The 17,987-nt window shown below is 72.9% G+C and carries 10 protein-coding genes; 3 read left to right on the top strand and 7 right to left on the bottom strand.

All coding sequences use genetic code 11. The annotated features are described in order from the left end of the window. The first annotated feature begins 4 nt into the window (after positions 1–4). Positions 5–2,230: a glycoside hydrolase family 3 N-terminal domain-containing protein gene (locus tag ACWCPF_RS25310; protein ID WP_451047355.1), complete on the top strand. Its 2,226-nt coding sequence runs from the start codon at positions 5–7 to the stop codon at positions 2,228–2,230. Here the strand turns inward: ACWCPF_RS25310 and ACWCPF_RS25305 are convergent. The 6 genes from ACWCPF_RS25305 to ACWCPF_RS25280 form a co-directional block, all read right to left on the bottom strand. Beyond that, a complete protein-coding gene (locus ACWCPF_RS25305; RefSeq protein WP_451047354.1) occupies positions 2,220–3,098 on the bottom strand; it encodes a carbohydrate ABC transporter permease in 879 nt (292 codons plus the stop codon). The two genes, ACWCPF_RS25310 and ACWCPF_RS25305, sit on opposite strands and share 11 nt — an antisense overlap. After that, positions 3,095–4,117 carry a carbohydrate ABC transporter permease gene (locus tag ACWCPF_RS25300; RefSeq protein WP_451047376.1) on the bottom strand — a complete coding sequence of 341 codons (1,023 nt, stop codon included), beginning with the start codon at positions 4,115–4,117 and terminating at the stop codon, positions 3,095–3,097. Before ACWCPF_RS25300 ends, ACWCPF_RS25305 begins: the two co-directional genes overlap by 4 nt. Then, the gene (locus tag ACWCPF_RS25295; RefSeq protein WP_451047353.1) at positions 4,117–5,487 is read right to left on the bottom strand and encodes an extracellular solute-binding protein; all 1,371 of its coding nucleotides are present in this window, start codon (positions 5,485–5,487) and stop codon (positions 4,117–4,119) included. Before ACWCPF_RS25295 ends, ACWCPF_RS25300 begins: the two co-directional genes overlap by 1 nt. A gap of 137 nt (positions 5,488–5,624) precedes the next feature. Continuing rightward, the gene (locus ACWCPF_RS25290; protein ID WP_451047375.1) at positions 5,625–6,257 is read right to left on the bottom strand and encodes a peptidyl-prolyl cis-trans isomerase; all 633 of its coding nucleotides are present in this window, start codon (positions 6,255–6,257) and stop codon (positions 5,625–5,627) included. Positions 6,258–6,501: 244 nt separating this feature from the next. Further along, complete coding sequence (locus tag ACWCPF_RS25285) at positions 6,502–10,779, bottom strand: glycoside hydrolase family 38 N-terminal domain-containing protein (protein WP_451047352.1); 4,278 nt, start codon at positions 10,777–10,779, stop codon at positions 6,502–6,504. 116 nt (positions 10,780–10,895) lie between these two features. Continuing rightward, positions 10,896–11,780 (bottom strand): MurR/RpiR family transcriptional regulator, encoded by an 885-nt coding sequence (locus ACWCPF_RS25280; protein WP_451047351.1) that lies wholly within the window; start codon positions 11,778–11,780, stop codon positions 10,896–10,898. A 257-nt stretch (positions 11,781–12,037) separates the two neighbouring features. On the opposite strand from ACWCPF_RS25280, the gene ACWCPF_RS25275 reads away from it, so the two are divergent. Next, positions 12,038–12,799 carry a sugar isomerase domain-containing protein gene (locus ACWCPF_RS25275; RefSeq protein ID WP_451047374.1) on the top strand — a complete coding sequence of 254 codons (762 nt, stop codon included), beginning with the start codon at positions 12,038–12,040 and terminating at the stop codon, positions 12,797–12,799. An 89-nt stretch (positions 12,800–12,888) separates the two neighbouring features. Here ACWCPF_RS25275 and ACWCPF_RS25270 read toward each other — a convergent pair whose 3' ends face one another. Continuing rightward, positions 12,889–16,038: a beta-N-acetylglucosaminidase domain-containing protein gene (locus ACWCPF_RS25270; protein WP_451047350.1), complete on the bottom strand. Its 3,150-nt coding sequence runs from the start codon at positions 16,036–16,038 to the stop codon at positions 12,889–12,891. Between the two features lie 270 nt (positions 16,039–16,308). Between ACWCPF_RS25270 and ACWCPF_RS25265 the strand changes: the two genes are divergently transcribed. Then, a complete protein-coding gene (locus tag ACWCPF_RS25265; RefSeq protein ID WP_451047349.1) occupies positions 16,309–17,967 on the top strand; it encodes a sigma-70 family RNA polymerase sigma factor in 1,659 nt (552 codons plus the stop codon). The last annotated feature ends 20 nt before the right edge of the window (positions 17,968–17,987 follow it).

Genomic DNA, 17,987 nt, shown 5'->3' with positions numbered 1-17,987 from the left:
GCCGATGCCCGTGCACCCCTATCTCGACCCGACGGCCCCCCTCGACACCCGCGTCGCCGATCTCCTCGCCCGGATGACGCTGCGCGAGAAGGTCGGCCAGCTCAACCAGCGGATGTACGGCTGGGACGCCTACCGCCGCACCCCGGACGGGGACTTCGAACTCACCGAGGCCCTGCACGCCGAGACCGAGCGGTTCGCAGGCCTCGGCGCCCTGTACGGGCTGATGCGCGCCGACGCCTGGTCCGGCGTCGACCACGGCCACGGGCCGGGCGCCGAGGACAGCGCCGACCTCGCCGACCTGGTCCAGCGCCATGTCCTGGAGCGCAGCCGACTGCGGATCCCGGCCCTGTTCGTCGAGGAGGTGCCGCACGGCCACATGGCCCTGGACGGCACGGTCCTCCCCGTCAACCTGGCGGTCGGGGCCGCCTGGGACCCCGCCCTCTACCGGCGTGCCGCCGCGCACGCGGCAGCCGAACTCCGTGCCAGGGGCGGCCATGTCGCCCTCGTCTCCGCCCTGGACATCGCCCGCGACCCGCGCTGGGGCCGCACCGAGGAGTGCTACGGCGAGGACCCGTACCTCGCGGCCCGGCTGACGGAGGCGCTGGTGCACGGCATGCAGGGGGCGTCGGGGGAGGGCGAGTACTTCGCCGCCGACCGGGCCGCGGTCGTCCTCAAGCACTTCGCCGGACAGGGCGCCACGGTCGGCGGCCGCAATTCCGCCGAGTCCGAACTGGGCCCGCGCGAGCTGCACGAGATCCACCTGCCCGCCGCCCGGGCCGGCGTGCGCGCCGGGGCCGCCGCCCTGATGGCCGCCTACAACGAGGTCGACGGCCTGCCCTGCTCCGGCAACCGCGCCCTGCTCACCGGGCTGCTGCGCGAACGCTGGGGCTTCGAGGGACTGGTCATGGCCGACGGCCTCGCCGTGGACCGGCTGGCCCGGATCACCGGCGACACGGTCTCCGCGGGCGCGCTCGCGCTCAACTCCGGGGTGGACCTCAGCCTTTGGGACGAGGGCTTCACCCACCTCGCGCAGGCGGTCGAACGCGGCCTGGTGAGCGGGACGGCCCTCGACACCGCCGTCGCCCGCGTGCTGCGGCTGAAGTTCCGCCTCGGCCTCTTCGAGGACCCGTACACCCGACGGGCCCCGATGCCCGCCGGCGGACGGGAGCTGAGCCGCGACCTCGCCCGGGCCTGCGTCACCCTCCTGCACGACCGCGAGCGCGTCCTGCCCGTCGGCCCGGCGGTACGCCGGATCGCCGTCCTCGGCCCGCACGCCGCCACCGTCGCCCACCAACTCGGCGACTACACCGCGCCGCAGCGCCCGGGCACCGGCGTCAGCGTCCTCGACGGTCTGCGCAGGCTCGCCCCGCCCGGCGTGGAGGTCCGTCACGCACGAGGCTGCGCCCTCACCGGCGACGACCGCGCGGGCCTGCCCGAGGCGGTCGCCGTGGCCGCCGCCTGCGACCTGGCCGTGCTGGTGCTCGGCGGCAGCAGCGCCCGGACGCCCGAGACCGAGTTCGACGCCAACGGCGCGGCCCTGACCGCCGTCTCCGAGATGACCTGCGGCGAGGGCGCCGACCTCGCCGGACTGCGGCTCGGCGACGCGCAGTACGCGCTGCTGGACGCCGTCGTCGCGACGGGCACGCCCACGGCGGTCGTCCTGATCCAGGGGCGCCCGCACCTCGTGCCGGACACGGCCGCCGCGCTGCTCACCGCCTGGTATCCGGGCCCCTGGGGCGGCGAGGCGATCGCCGAGGTGCTGCTCGGGCGCACGGAACCCGCGGGCCGGCTGCCCGTCTCCGTGCCTCGCTCGGCGGCCCAGCTCCCCGTGTACTACAACCACAAGGACACCGAGTACGGCGGCTACGTGGACGGCAGCGCCGAGCCGCGGCACTCCTTCGGCCACGGGCTGTCGTACACGAGCTTCGCGTACGGCGAGCCGCGGCTGACGGGACGCACGGTGGAGGTGGAGGTCATCAACACCGGGGAGCGGTACGGGCGTTCGGTCGTGCAGGTGTATCTGAGGCGGCTGATCACGTCCTCGTGGCCGCGCACCCTCGAACTGTGCGCCTTCGACGGCGTCGGCCTCGCCCCCGGCGAGCGCCGTACCGTCGCCCTGACCCTCGACGAGGCACAACTGGCCGGGGCCGACTCCGTCGAGATCCGTGTCGCGGAGTCGGCCCGAGCCGCGTGCAAGGCGGTGCCCGTCGTCCTGGACCTCAGAGCTTGACCGCTCCCGAGGACACGCCCTTGTAGAACCACCGCTGCGTGATCACGAACAGCACCAGCACCGGGACGACCGAGATCACCGACCCGGCCATGACCACCCGCTGGTCGTAGCCGAACGACGAGCTCTGCAGCCGGGCCAGACCCAGCGTCAGCGTCATGTGCTCCTCGGAGCGCAGCACGATCAGCGGCCACAGGAAGTCGTCCCAGGCGCTGATGAACGTGTTGATGACGACCACCAGGATCGCGCCCCACGCGGACGGCAGATACAGATACCGGAACCGCTGCCACTCGCCGGCCCCGTCGAGCATCGCCGAGTCCTCGATCTCGCGCGGCACCGCCAGGAACGCGCCCCGCATCAGCAGGACGTTGATGGCGCCGACGAACCCGGGCAGCCACACGCCCACCAGGTTGTCGACCAGTCCCAGGTCACGGATGCTCAGGAACAGGGACACCATGATCGACTCGAAGGGGAACATCATCGACGCGATCAGCACCACCCAGACCGCCCGGCGGCCCTTCCAGCTGGGCTTGGAGAGCATGTAGCCGGCCGTGGTCGAGAACACCAGCTGGCTGGTGATCGACAGCACGACCACGATCATGCTGTTCCTGATGTACGTGGCCACCGGCACCTGTTCGAAGACCTGCCGGTACGCGCGCAGCGTCGGATCGTGCGGCAGCAGCGAGGCGTTCGCCCCGAACACGTCCTCGCTGGTGCTCTTCAGCGAGGCCAGCAGCTGCCAGACCAGGGGGCCGACGGTGAGCCCGAGGACGAACAGCAGCAGCAGATAGCGGACGACCAGCTCGCCGGGGCGGCCGTAGTCCCGCCACCGCGGCAGCAGGCGCCGGCGCTTCTCCACCGCGGTCGTCATGACTCGTCCTCCTTCGTCAGACGCTGCGCCAGCAGGGTCAGCCCCAGCGTCAGCACGAACAGCGCGACGCTGACCGCCGAGCCGTAGCCGGCGTTGCCGGTCAGCGGGTCCAGGCCGACGTCACGGATGTAGAAGGGCAGGGTGCGGTCGGCGCCGCCGGGGCCGCCGGTGGAGCTGCCCAGCATGTAGATCTCGGTGAACACCCGCAGCGAGCCGATGCCGGTGAGCGTGCCGACCAGCATCATGGCCTGCCGGACGCCGGGCACGGTGATGTGCCAGAAGCGGCGGACCGCGCCCGCGCCGTCCATGGAGGCCGCCTCGTGCAGTTCCTTCGGCACGTTCCCCAGCGCGGCCAGGTAGAAGACCATGTACCAGCCGAGCCCCTTCCACAGCGTGAGACCCATCGCGGAGAGCAGGATCAGCCAGGAGTCGGAGAGGAACGGGATGGCGTCCTTGATCAGATGGGACTTCTCCAGCCAGGTGTTGATGAGCCCGTCGTCGGCCAGCAGCCACTGCCAGCTCAGACCCACGACCACGCTGGAGGCGAGGACGGGGGTGTAGAAAGCGGAGCGGAAGAAGCCGATACCGGGCAGGTTCTTCTCGACCAGGACGGCCAGCATCAGCGGCAGGAACACCATCAGCGGCACGACGATCACCGCGTACAGCACGCTGTTGCGGGTGGCGAGCCAGAAGTCGTCGTCGCCCAGCATCCGGCTGTAGTTGTCCAGGCCCACGAAGGACGCGGCGCCGCCGAGCGGCTTGGCGTCGGTGAACGACAGCAGCAGCGTGTTGAAGAAGGGGAAGACGCCGAACACCACCGCGCAGAAGACCGCGGGGGCGGTCCACAGCCACGGCAGCCACCAACGGCGGTACAGGGCGGCTCCGTTGGCGCCGGGAGCGGGGCCGGGCAGCAGCGCCAGGCGCAGGCGCCGCAGGCCGGACGGGGCCGGGCCCGCCGCGGAGGGGGTGCGCTCCGGGGCGGGCGCGGACGCCGGCTTCGCGATCTGGGTCGGCACGATCAGCCTGCCTGCTTCAGCAGCTCGTTCGCCTTGTCCTGGGCGTCCTTGACGGCCTGTTCGGGGCTCTTCTTGCCCTGCATGGCCAGCTGCACCTGGGACACGATCGCGTTCTGCACGGCCGGGGAGAGGCTGGTCTGGTACGCGGTGGTGGTCTTCAGCTGCTCGGCGACCAGCTTGCGGGCCTGGGAGAACGGGTCGTTCCCGGTGACGTTCTGGAAGAACGGGTCGTTCAGCGAGGTCGTGGTCGTCGGGAAGATCACCACCTTCGGGTCCTTGCACCAGGCCGTCTGGTTCTCGGCGTCGGTGAGGAGTTTCGCGAACGCGAGGGCGGCGGGGGCGTTCTTGCTGGTCGAGGCGACCCCGATGTACTGCGGGGCGGCGGTGACATGGCCGAGCTGGTCGTACGGCTGCTGGCCGACGCCGGTCTTGGCGTAGACCGACGGGCTGTTCTGCTGCACGAAGCGCACGAAGCTCGGGTTCGTCGAGCCGTAGGCGACCTTGCCCTGGCTGAACAGCGTGGAGGGGTCGTTGCTGGAGGACAGCGAGTCCTTCGGCATGGCCCCTGCCTTGTAGAGCTTCGCCATCCAGGCGACCCACTGCGTGGTCCTCGGGTCGTCGCCGAAGACCGCGGTCTTGCCGTCGGCGGACAGCGTCTTGATGTCCATCTGGTCGAAGTCGGCCGGGATCCGCCAGATCGGGTTGGCCATCGTGGCGTAGTACTCGCCCTTGGCCGCCTTGGCGATCTTCTCGTAGTCGGCGAACAGCCCGAACACGGTCGTCGGCGGCTTAGCCGGGTCGACGCCGGCCTGCTTCAGCAGCTCGGTGTTGTAGGTGAGCAGGATGCCGCCGGTGTACCAGGGGAACACGGTGTGCGTCGGCATGCCCGAGGCGTCCTTGAAGGTGCTGGAGTTCCAGAACGCCGGCACGAACGGCTTCGCCGCGTCGGGGTCCTTGACGCCCAGGTTGAGCAGATAGCCCGCCTTGGTGAGGGAGGTCGCCGTCTCGGCGTTGAGGTTGAGCACGTCCGGCAGGGTGCAGGCCTGGGCGTCGGCGACGGTGCGCGAGGTGAACGTGTTGTCGCCGGGGTCGTCGATCCACTTGACCGAGGCGTCGGGGTGGGCCTTCTCGAACGCCTTGATGACTCCGTTGAAGAAATCCCCGAAGTCTTTCTTCAGATTCGTCGTCTGGAAGGTGATCTGGCCCTTGACGTCCCCCGTGAGCTTCCCGGAACCGACGTTGCCCTGGTCGACCTTGCAGCCGCCGGCCGTGGAGTCCCCGCTGTCGGAGCCGCCCGACAGGCCGCAGCCGGCGGCGGTGAGGGCCAGGGCTATGACGCCCGCCACGGTTCCGGTCAGTCTGCTCGCGCGCATGGTGCCTCCTGTTGCTGGTTCAAATCACCAACTTGGACTCCGATTGATGAAAAGGTGGACCAGAATTCATCGGAGGTCAATGCCTTGCCGTGTTGCTTTTCGGTTCCGGGCGGTTACCGGCGCGTCAGCCGGCGGCGTCAGTGCCGGTGCTCGTGGTCGGGGTGGGACGGGTCGCCCGGGTGCTCGTGCCCCGGCGCGTACGCCACCTCGGCCCGGGCCGCGTCCAGCCACGCGAAGAAGGCCTGCCGGCCCGTCGCCCGCCGCAGCTCCCGCACCACCTCGTCGCGGACGTCCTCGTACGGCAGGACGTCGGCGGGCCCCAACTCGCCGTAGGGGTCGGCGCCGAGCCGCAGCGCCTCCCGGGTGAGGAAACGGTCGCGATTGCGGTCGTAGTAGTCCCGCACGGCCCGTTCCGGCACCTGCTGCTCGGCCTCCAGCGCCCGCAGCAGGGCGCGCGCGGCGGGGGAGTGGGCCAGCGCCACCGCGACGATGCTGCCCAGGTCGGCGACCTCGGTCCCGGACACGGCGAGGACCCGCGCGGGGGACACCTCGGCGGGCGGCGCGAGACCGCGCTGCAGGCAGGCCCGGCGGGCGAGTTCGTCCGTGACCACGACCTGCGTGGCCCAGCGTCTGCGCTGCCGCTCGGCCCGCGCGAGGGCCTCCGGCCGGGTCTCGCGGTCCCGGGCCGGCACGGCCGCCAACAGGGCGTCCACCCGCGCCGCCGGCACCTCCGCCCCACCGACCACCGCCGCCACCGCATGCCCGCCCATGCGGTGGCCACCGGCCCGGTCGTGCTCGTGCGGTCCGGGCGCCAGGGGCTCCGGGGGCATGGCCCTGTCGCCCGCCGTGGTCGATCTGCTCATGACGTCGCCTCCGCTGCGGCCGGGTTCGTGTGCGTGTCCATGTCCGGGTGCGGGCGGGTGCCGCGCAGGGCGGGTCGGCCAGAGGCGGGCGGCCCGGTCGGCCGGGTTCCCCGGTGCGCCGGCGTGCGGTCGGCGGTCGCCGTCGGGCCGTTCATGGCGTCACCTCCAGGACGACCGCCTCCGAGTACGCCACGCAGCCGTGCCAACCGGCCTTCGTCATCAGCCAGTACGAACCCGGCGGCAGCGCCGAACCGTCCACCTCCACCTCGCACACCGTGCTGTCCCCGGCGGCCACGGCGAACCCCTGGCAGCCCGGTCCGACGCCGGCCCAGGTGCCCCAGGACGACAGCGCCCACAGCGTGCCGCTCACCGGCCCCCGGGTGGTGTTGCGCAGGCTCACCGGCACCCGCACCCGCTCGCCCCGGCGCACCCGGACCCGGTCGACGCCCAGCTCCATCAGCAGACTCGGCCCGGTCCGCCCGTCGGGGCCGCCCGCCTCGGCCTCGCCGGGCACGTCCAGGGCGACGACGTCCTCGTAGGTCTGGCCGCCGTACGTCAGTCGCCCGGCCAGACCGTAGCGGCCGGGCACGGCGTCCGGCGGCGGGGTGACGGTGACCTCGGTGAGCGTGAAGCCGCCCGGACCGAGCGTGTACGGCAGTTCGGCGGGCTCGGCGCGCCAGCCGCTCGGCACGTCCACGGTGACCGTGCCCGACACGGGCGCGTCGGTCAGCTCGGAGGAGACGCGGACGGTCGCGGTGACCGGGCCGTCGGCGGTGAGCACGCCCGGCGAGAGATAGACGGCCACGGGCAGGTTCCCCCTGGGCGCGGGGCCGGAGTTGTGCAGCCAGTAGCGGGTGTGCACCGGCTGGGCCGGCTCGTGCGCGGCGACCCCGGCGCCCTCGGCCGGCCGTCCGCCGAGCGGTGCGGCCAGCACGGTGGCCACTTCGAAGCCCGTCAGGTCCAGCTCCAACGCGCCGTCCCCGTCGGGTTCCAGCGGCTCGCCGGGCCGTTCCAGGACGTCCGCCCGGACGCCCTCGGCCCACGCGGTCGGGCCGGTCAGCCGGGCCCGCACCGGCCGGCCGTCCACCTCGTGCGCCCGCACGGCGACCCCGCGCGCGGGGTCGGCCGGCGTGGTGCCGCCCCGGGCCAGCGGCGATCCGGCCGGCTTCAGCGCGTCCAGCAGCACCCGGCCCTCGGGCCGCAGCGTCAGCAGGGCCGTGGACCTCGGCAGGCCGGCCGGGGTGTCGGAGGGTTCCCGCAGCCGTGCGGTGAGCGGGTGGTTGAAGGCATGTCCGGCGCGCGGCCAGCCCAGGTCGCGCCAGTCGCCCTCGCCCGCGACGACCGCGTACTCGAAGGTGTGCGACCAGCGTTGCAACTGGAACGCGGAGCCGTCGGGGGCGGTGCGCCGGGGCGGGTCGACCCAGATGCCGGAGGGCCAGCCGGTGCACGAGCGCATCAACGACATGTAGAGGTCGCCGGAGGAGGTGACCACACAGCCCGGCGTGCCCCGGTTGAGGACCGCGAAGCCCCGGCCGTCCCAGGAGTCGCCCGGCGGCAGCGCCTCGCCGCCGCCGGCCGCCGTGGCCCGGACGGTCGCGTCGTCCAGGTCGGCGATCAGCGCGTCGACGGCCTTCGCGTCGCCCTGTGCGTCCGCGCCCGCCACCACGAGCAGCGGCAACCGCTCCAGATCGCGCAGGTCGGCGCCCGGTACCCACTCCTCGCGCAGGGAGGCGCGGGGTGCCACCCACACGGTGGCGAGGCCGTCCCCGGCCAGTTGGCGGCGCAGCTCGCGGGCGGCCGCCGGGTCCCAGCCGAGGGCCTCGGCGACCACCGGGTTGCGCTCCGGGCCGCCGACGGCGATCCGCACGTCGGGCAGGTTGGAGTCGACCTCCAGATCGCCGTAGCGCGGGCCGCCCGCGATCGTCGAGGTCGCCGTGACGCCCGTCCGCACCAGCGCCGCCGCGAGTGAGGTGCCCAGTTCGCCGGCGGTGTCCCAGTCGGCGAACACCAGCTCGGCGACGCCGATGGAACGGTGTCCGAGCAGCGCGCCGGCGCCGTCGTGGACGGCGACCCGGGCCGTGGAGCCCAGCCCGAACCAGGTGTTGGCCGGGTTGTCCAGCGTCCACGGGAACTGTGCGCTGTCCACCTCCACGAACCCGAAGCCGCGCCCGATCACCGCGTCCGCGACCTCGTGCACCGGCAGCCCGCCGCGCACGTCCGAGGGCCAGCGCACCCGGATCAGCCGGTCGGCGCCGTCGTAGCCGTCGACGGTCGTCGTGACGTCCAGCCGGTCGACGCCCGCCCACAGGGTGAGCCGCTGGGTGTAGCGGAACAGGCCCAGGTCGGCGCGGACGGTGATGCGGGAGCCGGCCGGGGAGTGCTCGACATCGATGTCAGCGGTGACGTCCCGGCTCCGGGCGGCGGTGGTGCCGGTCGGGGTGAGGTGCCAGGGGCCCTCGCCGAAGCGCGGATGCCTCGGGTACTCCTCCTGGACGACCAGTTCGTTGCCGATGTCCCCGGGGCGCAGCAGCTCCCGGCCGCCGTCGCCTTCGGTGCGGGCGCGCAGGCTGCTGACGCCGCCGCCGCGCGCGGGGTCGACGGTCAGCTCGTAGAACTCGTTGCGGATGGTGGTTCCCTCGCCGAGGGCCGCGGTCCAGCCGGGGACCTGGCCCTCGGCGAGGGAGAGCGCTTTCAGGCCCATGCCGGGCACGTCGGGCACGACGACCCGCAGCTCGCCGTCCTCGCGGACCGCGGGCAGCGGCAGGCCGGTGAGGTCCAGCGGGACCAGGCCCGGGTCGGCGACGCTCAGCACGTCCCGGCGCCGCCAGGTCGCGGAGTTGAAGACGACCAGGTCGGGTGCGCCGCCGGGCAGTTCGACCACCTGGCGGGCCAGCGCGTCGGTCGCGTCGGCGTGCACGGCCTCGGCCAGGTCGTACAGCTCCCGCCAGCCGGTGAGCAGGTCGATGTAGACCTGGTCCGACTCGGAGCCGGTGATGGCGTCGTGGTGGGCGCCGTAGATCAGCTGCCGCCAGGCCTTGTCGAGGGCCGCGTCGGGATAGGGGCGTCCGGTCACGAGGGAGGCGAGGGTCGCCCAGGCCTCGGCGTCGGCGAGCAGCGTCTCGCCGTACCGCTGGGCCTGCTTGGTGTCGATGTAGGAGACGTCCTTGCCGGTGTACACCGGGTTCATGTCCCGGGTCTGCGGGGACGCCGTGCGGCCCTCCCGCTCCAGTTCGTCCCGGACGGCGGCGAAGAAGTCCCGGGGGATGCCGCTGACGAACCGCGGCCACACGTACCGCTCGTTCCAGTCGCGGTGGATGCCCATCACCCAGCGGCACGGCGGGGCGTAGTCGCCGCCGACCGGCAGCAGGACGTTGCGGGTCAGCGCGACCTTCTTCAGCCCCTGGAAGAGCTTGAGCGCGGCGGCCTCCGCCTCGGGCAGCGTCGGCGCGTTGTCGATGGCCCAGCCGGCGCCGTAGTGGTTGACCATGTAGGCGGTCAGCAGCCCGCGCCCGGAGGGGGCGATCCAGCTGAACTCGGCCGGGAACTGCATGCGTTGGGGATCGCGCGGCTCCTCGCCGAACACCGACAGGGTCGGCCCCCACTGATGGAAGGGCCCGCGCGCCCAGGAGCTGGAGGTGACCCCGGCGTCCGCCATCAGCCCCGGGAACTGCGGGTCGTGCCCGAACGCGTCCAGCTGCCAGGCGGTCTCCGGCGCGGCCCCGATGATCCCGCGCTGGAAGCCGTCCCCGTACAGCGCGTTGCGGACGGTGGCCTCGGCGCCGGTGAGGTTGGTGTTCGGCTCGTTGTAGGTGCCGCCCATGATCTCCACCCGGCCGGTGCGGATCAGCTGGCGCAGGAAGGACCGCTCCTCCGGGAAGGAGTCCCAGTAGGGCTTGAGATAGTCGACCTCGGCGAGCACGAAGGTGTAGGCCGGGTCGCGCCGGGCCAGGTCGCAGTGGGCGCGGACCAGGCTCATGCCGCTCTGGCCGCGCGAGTCGAAGGTGCGGGCGGCCAGGCCCGTGCGGGCGGGGGCGTCGGCGACGTCCCAGGTCTCGGTGTAGGCGGCCTGGGTGTTCCACCAGACGGGGTCGTAGTGGAAGTGGCTGACCATGAACATGGTCCAGCCGGGCTCGGCGGCGGTGAACTCGGCGGTGTGCCGGGCCGACAGAGCGCCGTCCTCGGCGGTGACGGTGATCTCGCGGCGCTCGCCCGGGGCGAGCCCGTCGGCGGCCACGGGTATCTCGGCGCGTACGGCGCCGTCCTCGCCGACGGTGACCACGGTCTCCCCGACGCTGTGCACGCCCGGTCCTGCCACGCTCAGCCGGACCGGCCGGCCGGGATCGTGCTCGACGTCGACGGCGACCACCTGACGCGGCTGGTCCTCCGTGCCGGTGAAGAGCTCGGTCGACTCGACAGCGATAACACGCATGGGGCTCCTAGGAGTGCGCGGGGGAGCCCCATCCTGGCATCGCGGGGTGGTTCAATCAACCATCTCCTGCAATATCGGTTGGCTCATCCATGCACGCCGGGAGCGCGCCGGTCGGCTCAGCGGGCCCGCCGGGACTTCACCGCGTGCGCCCCGGCGATATGGTCCGTCAGCGCCAGGGAGGCGCTTGCCCGCTGGTAGGAGAGCTGACCGACCCGCACGTAGAGGCAGTCGATGAGCATCAGCGCGGAGTGCCGGGCACCGATGCTGCCGGTGCGGAAGCTGGTCTCCGAGGAGGAGGAGATGAGCCGGATGTCGGCGGCGCGGGCCAGTGGCGAGCGCGAGTCGGCGGTGAGCGCGATGGCGGTCGCGCCGCGCTCCTTGGCCAGCTCGAACGGCTCGATCGTCTCCCGGGTGGCCCCCGAGTGGGAGATGCCGATCGCCACGTCCGCCGGGGTGAGCAGGGCCGCGGAGGTGGTGGCGCCGTGCACCTCGGTCCAGCCGCGCACCGCGCAGCCGATGCGGAACAGCCGGGTCTCCGTCTCCTGGGCGACCGCCCCGCTGCCGCCGACCCCGTAGACGTCGATGCGCCGGGCGCGGGCCACGGCCTGGGCCGCGCGCTCGATCGCGTCCAGGTCGATCCGGTCGATGGTCTGCTGGATGGCCCGCAGATCGGCGGTGCCCACCACCTGCACGACCCGCTCCAGGCTGTCGTCGGGGGAGATGTCCGGGCCGATCTCCGCGCTGCCCCAGTCGGAGGCCTCGCCGCGGCCGCGCTCCTGGGCCAGTTCGATCAGCAGATGCTGGTAGGAGTCGAGGCCGATGGCCCGGCAGAACCGGGTCACGGTGGCCTGGGAGGTGCCGGTGCGGCGGCCCAGCTCGGCGGCCGAGCAGTGGGTGACGGCGGCCGGATCCTCCAGGATCAGCTCGCCGACCTTCCGCAGCGAGCCGGCCAGCCGGGGCAGCTCGGTGCGGATGAGGGTGGTGACATCGGTCGAGGGCATGCAGAGAAGGTATCAGCCACCCGTTAGAGGCACGCCTGAATACCACGACCGGAATTCGCCCGCTCCGCCCGGGGCGAACTGGGCCATTGCCCGCGCCACCGCGCCTGTGATTTATTGATTCATCGGTAGGTGTGTATGGGGTGGTTCAATCCACCAGTGGGGAGTTCCAGGTGTCTGTCGAGTCCGATGACGAGTCTGTGACCGTGTCCGGGGCCGGGTCCGGGGCCGAGTTCGTGACCGGGTCCGTGACCGAGCCGGTGAGCGAGCCGGTGAGCGCCGACCGCTTCGCCCGCGAGAGCCTGGCCGTGCTGACCGACCTCACCGAGTCCGCGCGCCCCGACGTGAGAGCCGCCGCCGCGCTGGTCGCCGACTGCATCCGTGCGGACGGCGTCCTGCAGGCCTTCGGCACCGGTCACTCCCAGGCCATGGTCCTCGAACTCGCCGGCCGCGCGGGCGGACTCGTGCCCACCAACCGCCTGCAGATGGCCGACCTCGTCCTCTTCGGCGGCGACCACCCCAGCGGTCTCGACAACCCGCTCCTGGAACGCGAGCCCGGCATCGCGCTGCGCCTGTACGAGCTCGCCGAGCCCCGCCCGCAGGACCTCTTCGTCGTCATCTCCAACTCGGGCGTCAACAACGTCATCGTCGAGATGGCCCTGCACGCCAAGGAACGCGGTCACCGGCTGCTGGCGATCACCTCGCTGGCCCACACCCGGTCCGTGCCCGCCACCCACCCCAGCGGCAAGAAGCTCGCCGACCTCGCCGACGTCGTCCTCGACAACAAGGCCCCCCGTGGCGACGCCCTCCTCGAACTCCCCGGCGGGGGCGCGGTCTGCGCCCTGTCCACGCTGACCGGGGTGCTGCTGGTCCAGCTGACGGTCGCGGAGACGGCCGCGCAGTTGCTCGCCTCCGGCGACCGTCCGCCGGTCTATGTGTCCGCCAACGTGCCCGGCGGTTTCGAGGGGAACCTGGAACTGGAGCGGCGGTACGCCGGACGGATCCGGCGCACCGCGAGTTAGCGTCCGCGCTTGCGCTGTGATCGACCTGCGGGTCGGTGGGGGCTGGGCGCGCAGTTCCCCGCGCCCCTTGGGGGGCGCCTGCCCGGCCGTCAGGTCACAGGTACCGGAGTGATGGCGACTGCGAGCGGGTAGGCGCCGGTCGGCAGTGGGGGGCCGGGGGTGCCGGACGCCGTGTCGACCGGGATCAGCTTGTTGCCGTCCGCCGTGGTGACGTAGATCGTCTTGCCGTTCCAGTCCGGGGCCACGTCGAACGCCGAACGGCCCACCGTGACCGGGGTCCCCGGGGCGCCGGTCACCGTGTCGACCAGGGTGACGGTGTCCCCCGTGCTGGGGCTGACCCACAGGGTCCGGCCGTCCGGGGAGAGCGCGAGGCCGTAGGCCTGGCCGGCGACGAGGAACGTCGGACCGGTGTCGTTCGTGGCCGTGTCGATCGGCGTGACCGTCGAACCGCCCGAGTTCGACACGTACACCGTCCGCCCGTCGGGCGACGCGACCACGTTGAACGGGGACGGACCCACCGGGATCGCCGCCCCGGCCGTGCGGGTCGCCAGCTCGACCGGGGTGACCGTGGCGTCGCGGATGTTCGCCACGTACAGGGTGTCCCCGTCGGGCGTGATCGCCATGTTCTCCGGACCCGAGCCGACGGCGACGGCCGCACCCGCCGTCAGCGTGCCGGTGTCGACGGGCTGCACCGTGCCGTCCGAGTAGTTCGCCACCCACAGCGTGCCGCCGTCGGGGGTGAGGGCGAGCCCGGCGGGGACCCGGCCCACCGCGACCGTTCCGGTGACCGTCCCGCTCGGCACGTCGATCACACTGACCGTGTTCGACCCCTGGTTGGCCGCGTAGGCGGTGCGCCCGTCGGCGCTCACGACCACTTCGCCGGGGTTCGCGCCCACTTTGATCTCGCTGCTGGTGCCGGAGGCGAGGTCGATCGAACTGACCGACGCGCCGCTGAAGTCGGCCGTCAGCGCCCGTGGGCTGCCCGCGCCGTCGGTCACCTGGACGGGGATCGCCCGGGTGAGCACCCCGGAGCCGCCCGACACCACGACCGAGCGGACGCCCGCCGAGGCGTCCGCGGAGGCTGTGAACGTGACGGCGGCGGAGGCGCTGCCGCCCGCCGGGACGGTGACCGTGCCGCCGGCCGGATACGCGGTGACGTCGGCCGGCACGGTGAGCTTCCACTCGGCGGACCTGGCGGCTGCGGAGCCGTGGTCGGCCAGGGTGAGGGTGACCGTCGCGCTCGCGCCGGGCCGCAGGGACAGCGAGCCGGGGGAGAAGGACGGGTCCACGCCGGGGTCGGGGGCGTTCTCGATCATCGCCGTGTAGAGGAACTGGTCCATCACGCCCGGCGACACCTGCTGCGGGATCGCGTCCAGCGTCTTGCGCTCACCGCGCAGCCGGTTCCAGTACGTCGACACGGCCTCGGCGTCGCCCCGCTTGTCGGCGAGGAGCAGCTCGACGGCGGTCAGCCCGGCCGTGCCGTACGAGCCCAGCTTGTCCAGCCAGGCCGAAGTCTCGCTCAGGAAACCGGGGTTGGCGAGGCGGGCGCGCAACTGCATGGGCGTGGCGGCCATGTCGGCGAAGTAGGACCGCAGCGCGGCCGCCGCCCGGTCGAGCCCGCGGTTCTGCTCGTACGCCGTGCGGAAGGCGGCGATGAGTCCGGTCAGCGTCGGGGACTCGGTGGCGTCCAGGAGGGAGGAGTAGTTGTTCTCGGCGAGGATCCGCAGCCATTTCGCGGCCTTCGCCGAACCGGCGAGGTCGTCGACCGAGGCGAGGAACGCCGCCCGGGGGTCGTAGCCGTCCGGGTTCCACAGATAGGCCGCCGAGGTGAACAGCGCCAGCCTGCTCGCCTCGCCCTGGACCATCGGGTTGGCGGTGACGCCGACGGCCTCCCGCGCCACGTCCGCCTCCCGGCCGGTGTAGGGGCCGAGCAGCAGACGGCTGGTGACGTAGTCGTTGACCGGGTAGTTGTCCCAGAGCAGGATCGGATGCCCGTAGACCGTACGGGCCTGGCGCAGCTGCGCGGCGGTGACGGTGGGCGCGATCACGCCGACGCCCGTCCACTCGACGACGACATCGGGGTCCAACTGCTCGCGCAGCGCCTTCTTGTAAGGGGTGTCGGCGAGGTCGGAGTACTCGGTGGGGACCATCTCCAGCGGCTGGAGACCGGTGCGGCCGGCGGAGAAATCCTGCCATGCCCGGTTCAGCAGCTGGGCCTGCGCCGCTCCGGCGGCCCCGCCCCCGCTGCCGAACTTCTCCGCGTCGGCGGGGCAGTTCCACTTCGTGTAGCTGATGTCGTCCAGCGGGATCGCGAAGGAGCGCACGCCGATGTCGTACAGCGAGGCGAACTTGCGGACCAGCGCGGCGATGTCGGCGTCCGAGGAGTAGCAGACCGACAGGCCGGGCGAGAGCGCGTAGGTGAAGCGGACGTGGTTCGCGGCCGCCCGCTCGACCAGCGCGCGCAACCGGCCCAGCTCGGCGGCGGGGTACTCGTCGCGCCACCGCTCGCGCAGGTAGGCGTCGTCCTTGGGGGAGTAGACGTAGACGTTCTGCTTGGTGCGGCCGTAGAAGTCGAGTTGGCCGAGCCGCTCGGCCTGTGTCCAGGGCGTGCCGTAGAAGCCCTCGACGACCCCGCGCAGCCGGGCGGTGGGCCAGTCGCGGACCGTCACCTCGGGCAGCCGCGGGCCGGTGAGGAGCTGGCGGAGGGTCTGGGCGGCGTAGAAGGTGCCGGTGGCGTCGACGCCGGAGAGGGCGAGCAGGGCGCGTCCGGCGGACCGGCCGGAGGCGAGGACGTATCCCTCGGCCGGCAGCCCGGCGGGCGACTCGACGCCCAGTTCCCGCAACGCCCGCCCGGTGGCGGGGTTTTCGCCCGGGCCGCCGACGAAGACGGTGAGCCCGGCCGCGGGCGGGCGCTCGCCGGAGGGGACGGTCACGATCCGGTCGGCCCCGGCGGCCCGCAGCGCGGCCTCGACGACCCTGCGGGCGGCGGGGTCGGTGTCCGGTCCGACGACCTCGACCACCCGGTCGGGGACGGTGAGCCGACGCCCGTCGGCCTCGATGTGCCGGGGCGTCGGCCACACCTGGGGAACGGCTGCGGTGGCCGGCTCGACCGGTGCGGCGACGGCCGACGACACCGAGGGGAACGTCAGCCCGAGGGCCAGAAGCAGGGCCCGGTACAAGTGCCGGGGTCTGCGCGGTGGTTGGGGGCGGCGGAAGAACGCTTGGGTGAATGAAGTCACCAGGAGAGGCTAGGGATGCTGAATAGAGCATTCAAGAGGGCGGCGGCGCGACGGCAGGGGCTGCCGATCCGGTTCCGTTTCCCGCAACGGCACGTTCCTGCGGAAAACGGGGCGTCCTGAACGCGATGTGACCTTCTCCATTGCACAGACGCCACACGAGCCGCGAACCTCTCCTCGCACAACCTTCCGAAGAACTGTTATCCGGTGCGCCCGCGGAGATCCCCGAAGCGACGGACAGCATCGTTCGGCGTCGAGGACAGGGAAGCAGCAATGACTGAACGGCACACGGTGGAGACGGCGGCGCTGGTGACCGCCGCCCGAGCGGGCGACCCTGCGGCACAGGACGCGCTCGTCGGCGCGTACCTTCCGCTCGTCTACAACATCGTGGGCCGGGCGCTGAACGGCTCGGTGGACGTGGACGACGTCGTCCAGGACACCATGCTGCGCGCCCTCGACTCGCTGGGCTCGCTGCGGTCGCCCGAGAGCTTCCGCTCCTGGCTGGTGGCCATCGCCATGAACCAGGTCCGCGCGCACTGGAACCGCCGACAGCCCGCCCAGGGTGCGGTGGAGGAGGCCGACGCGGTGGCCGATCCGGGCGCCGACTTCGTGGACCTGACCATCGTGCAACTCCAACTGTCCGGCCAGCGCCAGGAGACCGCGCGCGCCACGCGCTGGCTGGAGCCCGACGACCGGGGGCTGCTGTCCCTGTGGTGGCTGGAGTGCGCGGGTGAGCTGACCCGGGCGGAGACGGCCGCCGCCATGGCGCTGTCGCCGGAGCACACCGCGGTCCGCGTGCAGCGGATGAAGGCGCAACTGGAGGCGGCCCGCGTGGTCGTGCGGGCCCTGGACGCGCAGCCGCCGTGCCAGGAACTGCGCGGCGCGCTCGCGGGCTGGGACGGCCGGCCCTCGGCGCTGTGGCGCAAGCGCATAGCCCGGCACGCGCGCGGCTGCGCCCGCTGCTCGGGTCTGTGGAGCCAACTGGTGCCCGCGGAAGGCCTGTTGGCCGGTCTGGCCCTGGTCTCGGCGTCCTCCGCGCTCCTGGCGCGCACGCGCGGGGCCGCCGACGCCGTCGCCCTGGCCGCCTCGGAGTCCCCGGCCGCCGGGGCCGCGGACCTCGGGGTGTCCGTGCGGTCGGGGCGGCGCGGCGCCGCGGGCGAGCGGACCGCCTCGCGTACCGCGGCCCGGCGCAGACGGCGCACCCGCCGACGGGCGGTCGGCGGCGCGGTCGTGGCGGCCTGTGTGGCCGGCGGCGGCCTTTATTACTTCGGCCTGCAGCCCGAGGGCGGGACCGGGGACAGCGCCGCTGTGCGACCCGCGAGCGACGAGACCGTCTCCGACAGCCCCACGCCGGACGCCGGCCGGGAGGGCTCGCTGTCGCCCTCGCCCTCCCCGACGGCGTCCGCCTCCGCGTCGGCCTCGAAGCCGCCGAGTGCGAGCCCTTCGGCGAGTCCGAGCAAGAGCAGGACCGTTGCCGCGTCGGCCGTGCCGAAGCCGTCCGCGCCGAAGCAGTCCGCCTCGAAGACGTCGTTCGCGCAGTCGGGTTCGTCCGATCTGGAGAGCCAGGTGATCGCGCTGGTCAACCAGGAGCGCGCGACGGCGGGCTGCGGCGCCCTCACGGCGGACTCCCTGCTGCGCAAAGCGGCCCAGGGGCACTCCGACGACATGGCCGCCCGCGACTTCTTCGACCACACCGACCCCGACGGCGCCGATCCCGGTCAGCGCATCACGGCCGCCGGCTACCGCTGGTCCACGTACGGCGAGAACATCGCCAAGGGGCAGCAGACGGCCGAGTCGGTGATGACCTCGTGGATGAACAGCGAGGGCCACCGCGCGAACATCCTCAACTGCGACTTCAAGAACATCGGCGTGGGCATCCACGACGGCGACGGCGGCCCGTGGTGGACCCAGAACTTCGGCGCCAAGCTCTGACCCGATTAGGTTAGGCGAAC

The organism is Streptomyces sp. NPDC001858 (genome assembly GCF_053594615.1).
The sequence above is the reverse complement of the archived record's forward strand: the minus strand, read 5'-3'. Positions and strand labels throughout refer to the sequence as shown.

Bases quoted from the DNA above. Each gene is read 5' to 3' on its own strand.
- ACWCPF_RS25310 (WP_451047355.1), top strand. From the start codon at position 5: ATGCCCGTGCACCCCTATCTCGACCCGACGGCCCCCCTCGACACCCGC.
- ACWCPF_RS25305 (WP_451047354.1), bottom strand. From the start codon at position 3,098: ATGACGACCGCGGTGGAGAAGCGCCGGCGCCTGCTGCCGCGGTGGCGG.
- ACWCPF_RS25295 (WP_451047353.1), bottom strand. From the start codon at position 5,487: ATGCGCGCGAGCAGACTGACCGGAACCGTGGCGGGCGTCATAGCCCTG.
- ACWCPF_RS25290 (WP_451047375.1), bottom strand. From the start codon at position 6,257: ATGGGCGGGCATGCGGTGGCGGCGGTGGTCGGTGGGGCGGAGGTGCCG.
- ACWCPF_RS25285 (WP_451047352.1), bottom strand. From the start codon at position 10,779: ATGCGTGTTATCGCTGTCGAGTCGACCGAGCTCTTCACCGGCACGGAG.
- ACWCPF_RS25280 (WP_451047351.1), bottom strand. From the start codon at position 11,780: ATGCCCTCGACCGATGTCACCACCCTCATCCGCACCGAGCTGCCCCGG.
- ACWCPF_RS25265 (WP_451047349.1), top strand. From the start codon at position 16,309: ATGACTGAACGGCACACGGTGGAGACGGCGGCGCTGGTGACCGCCGCC.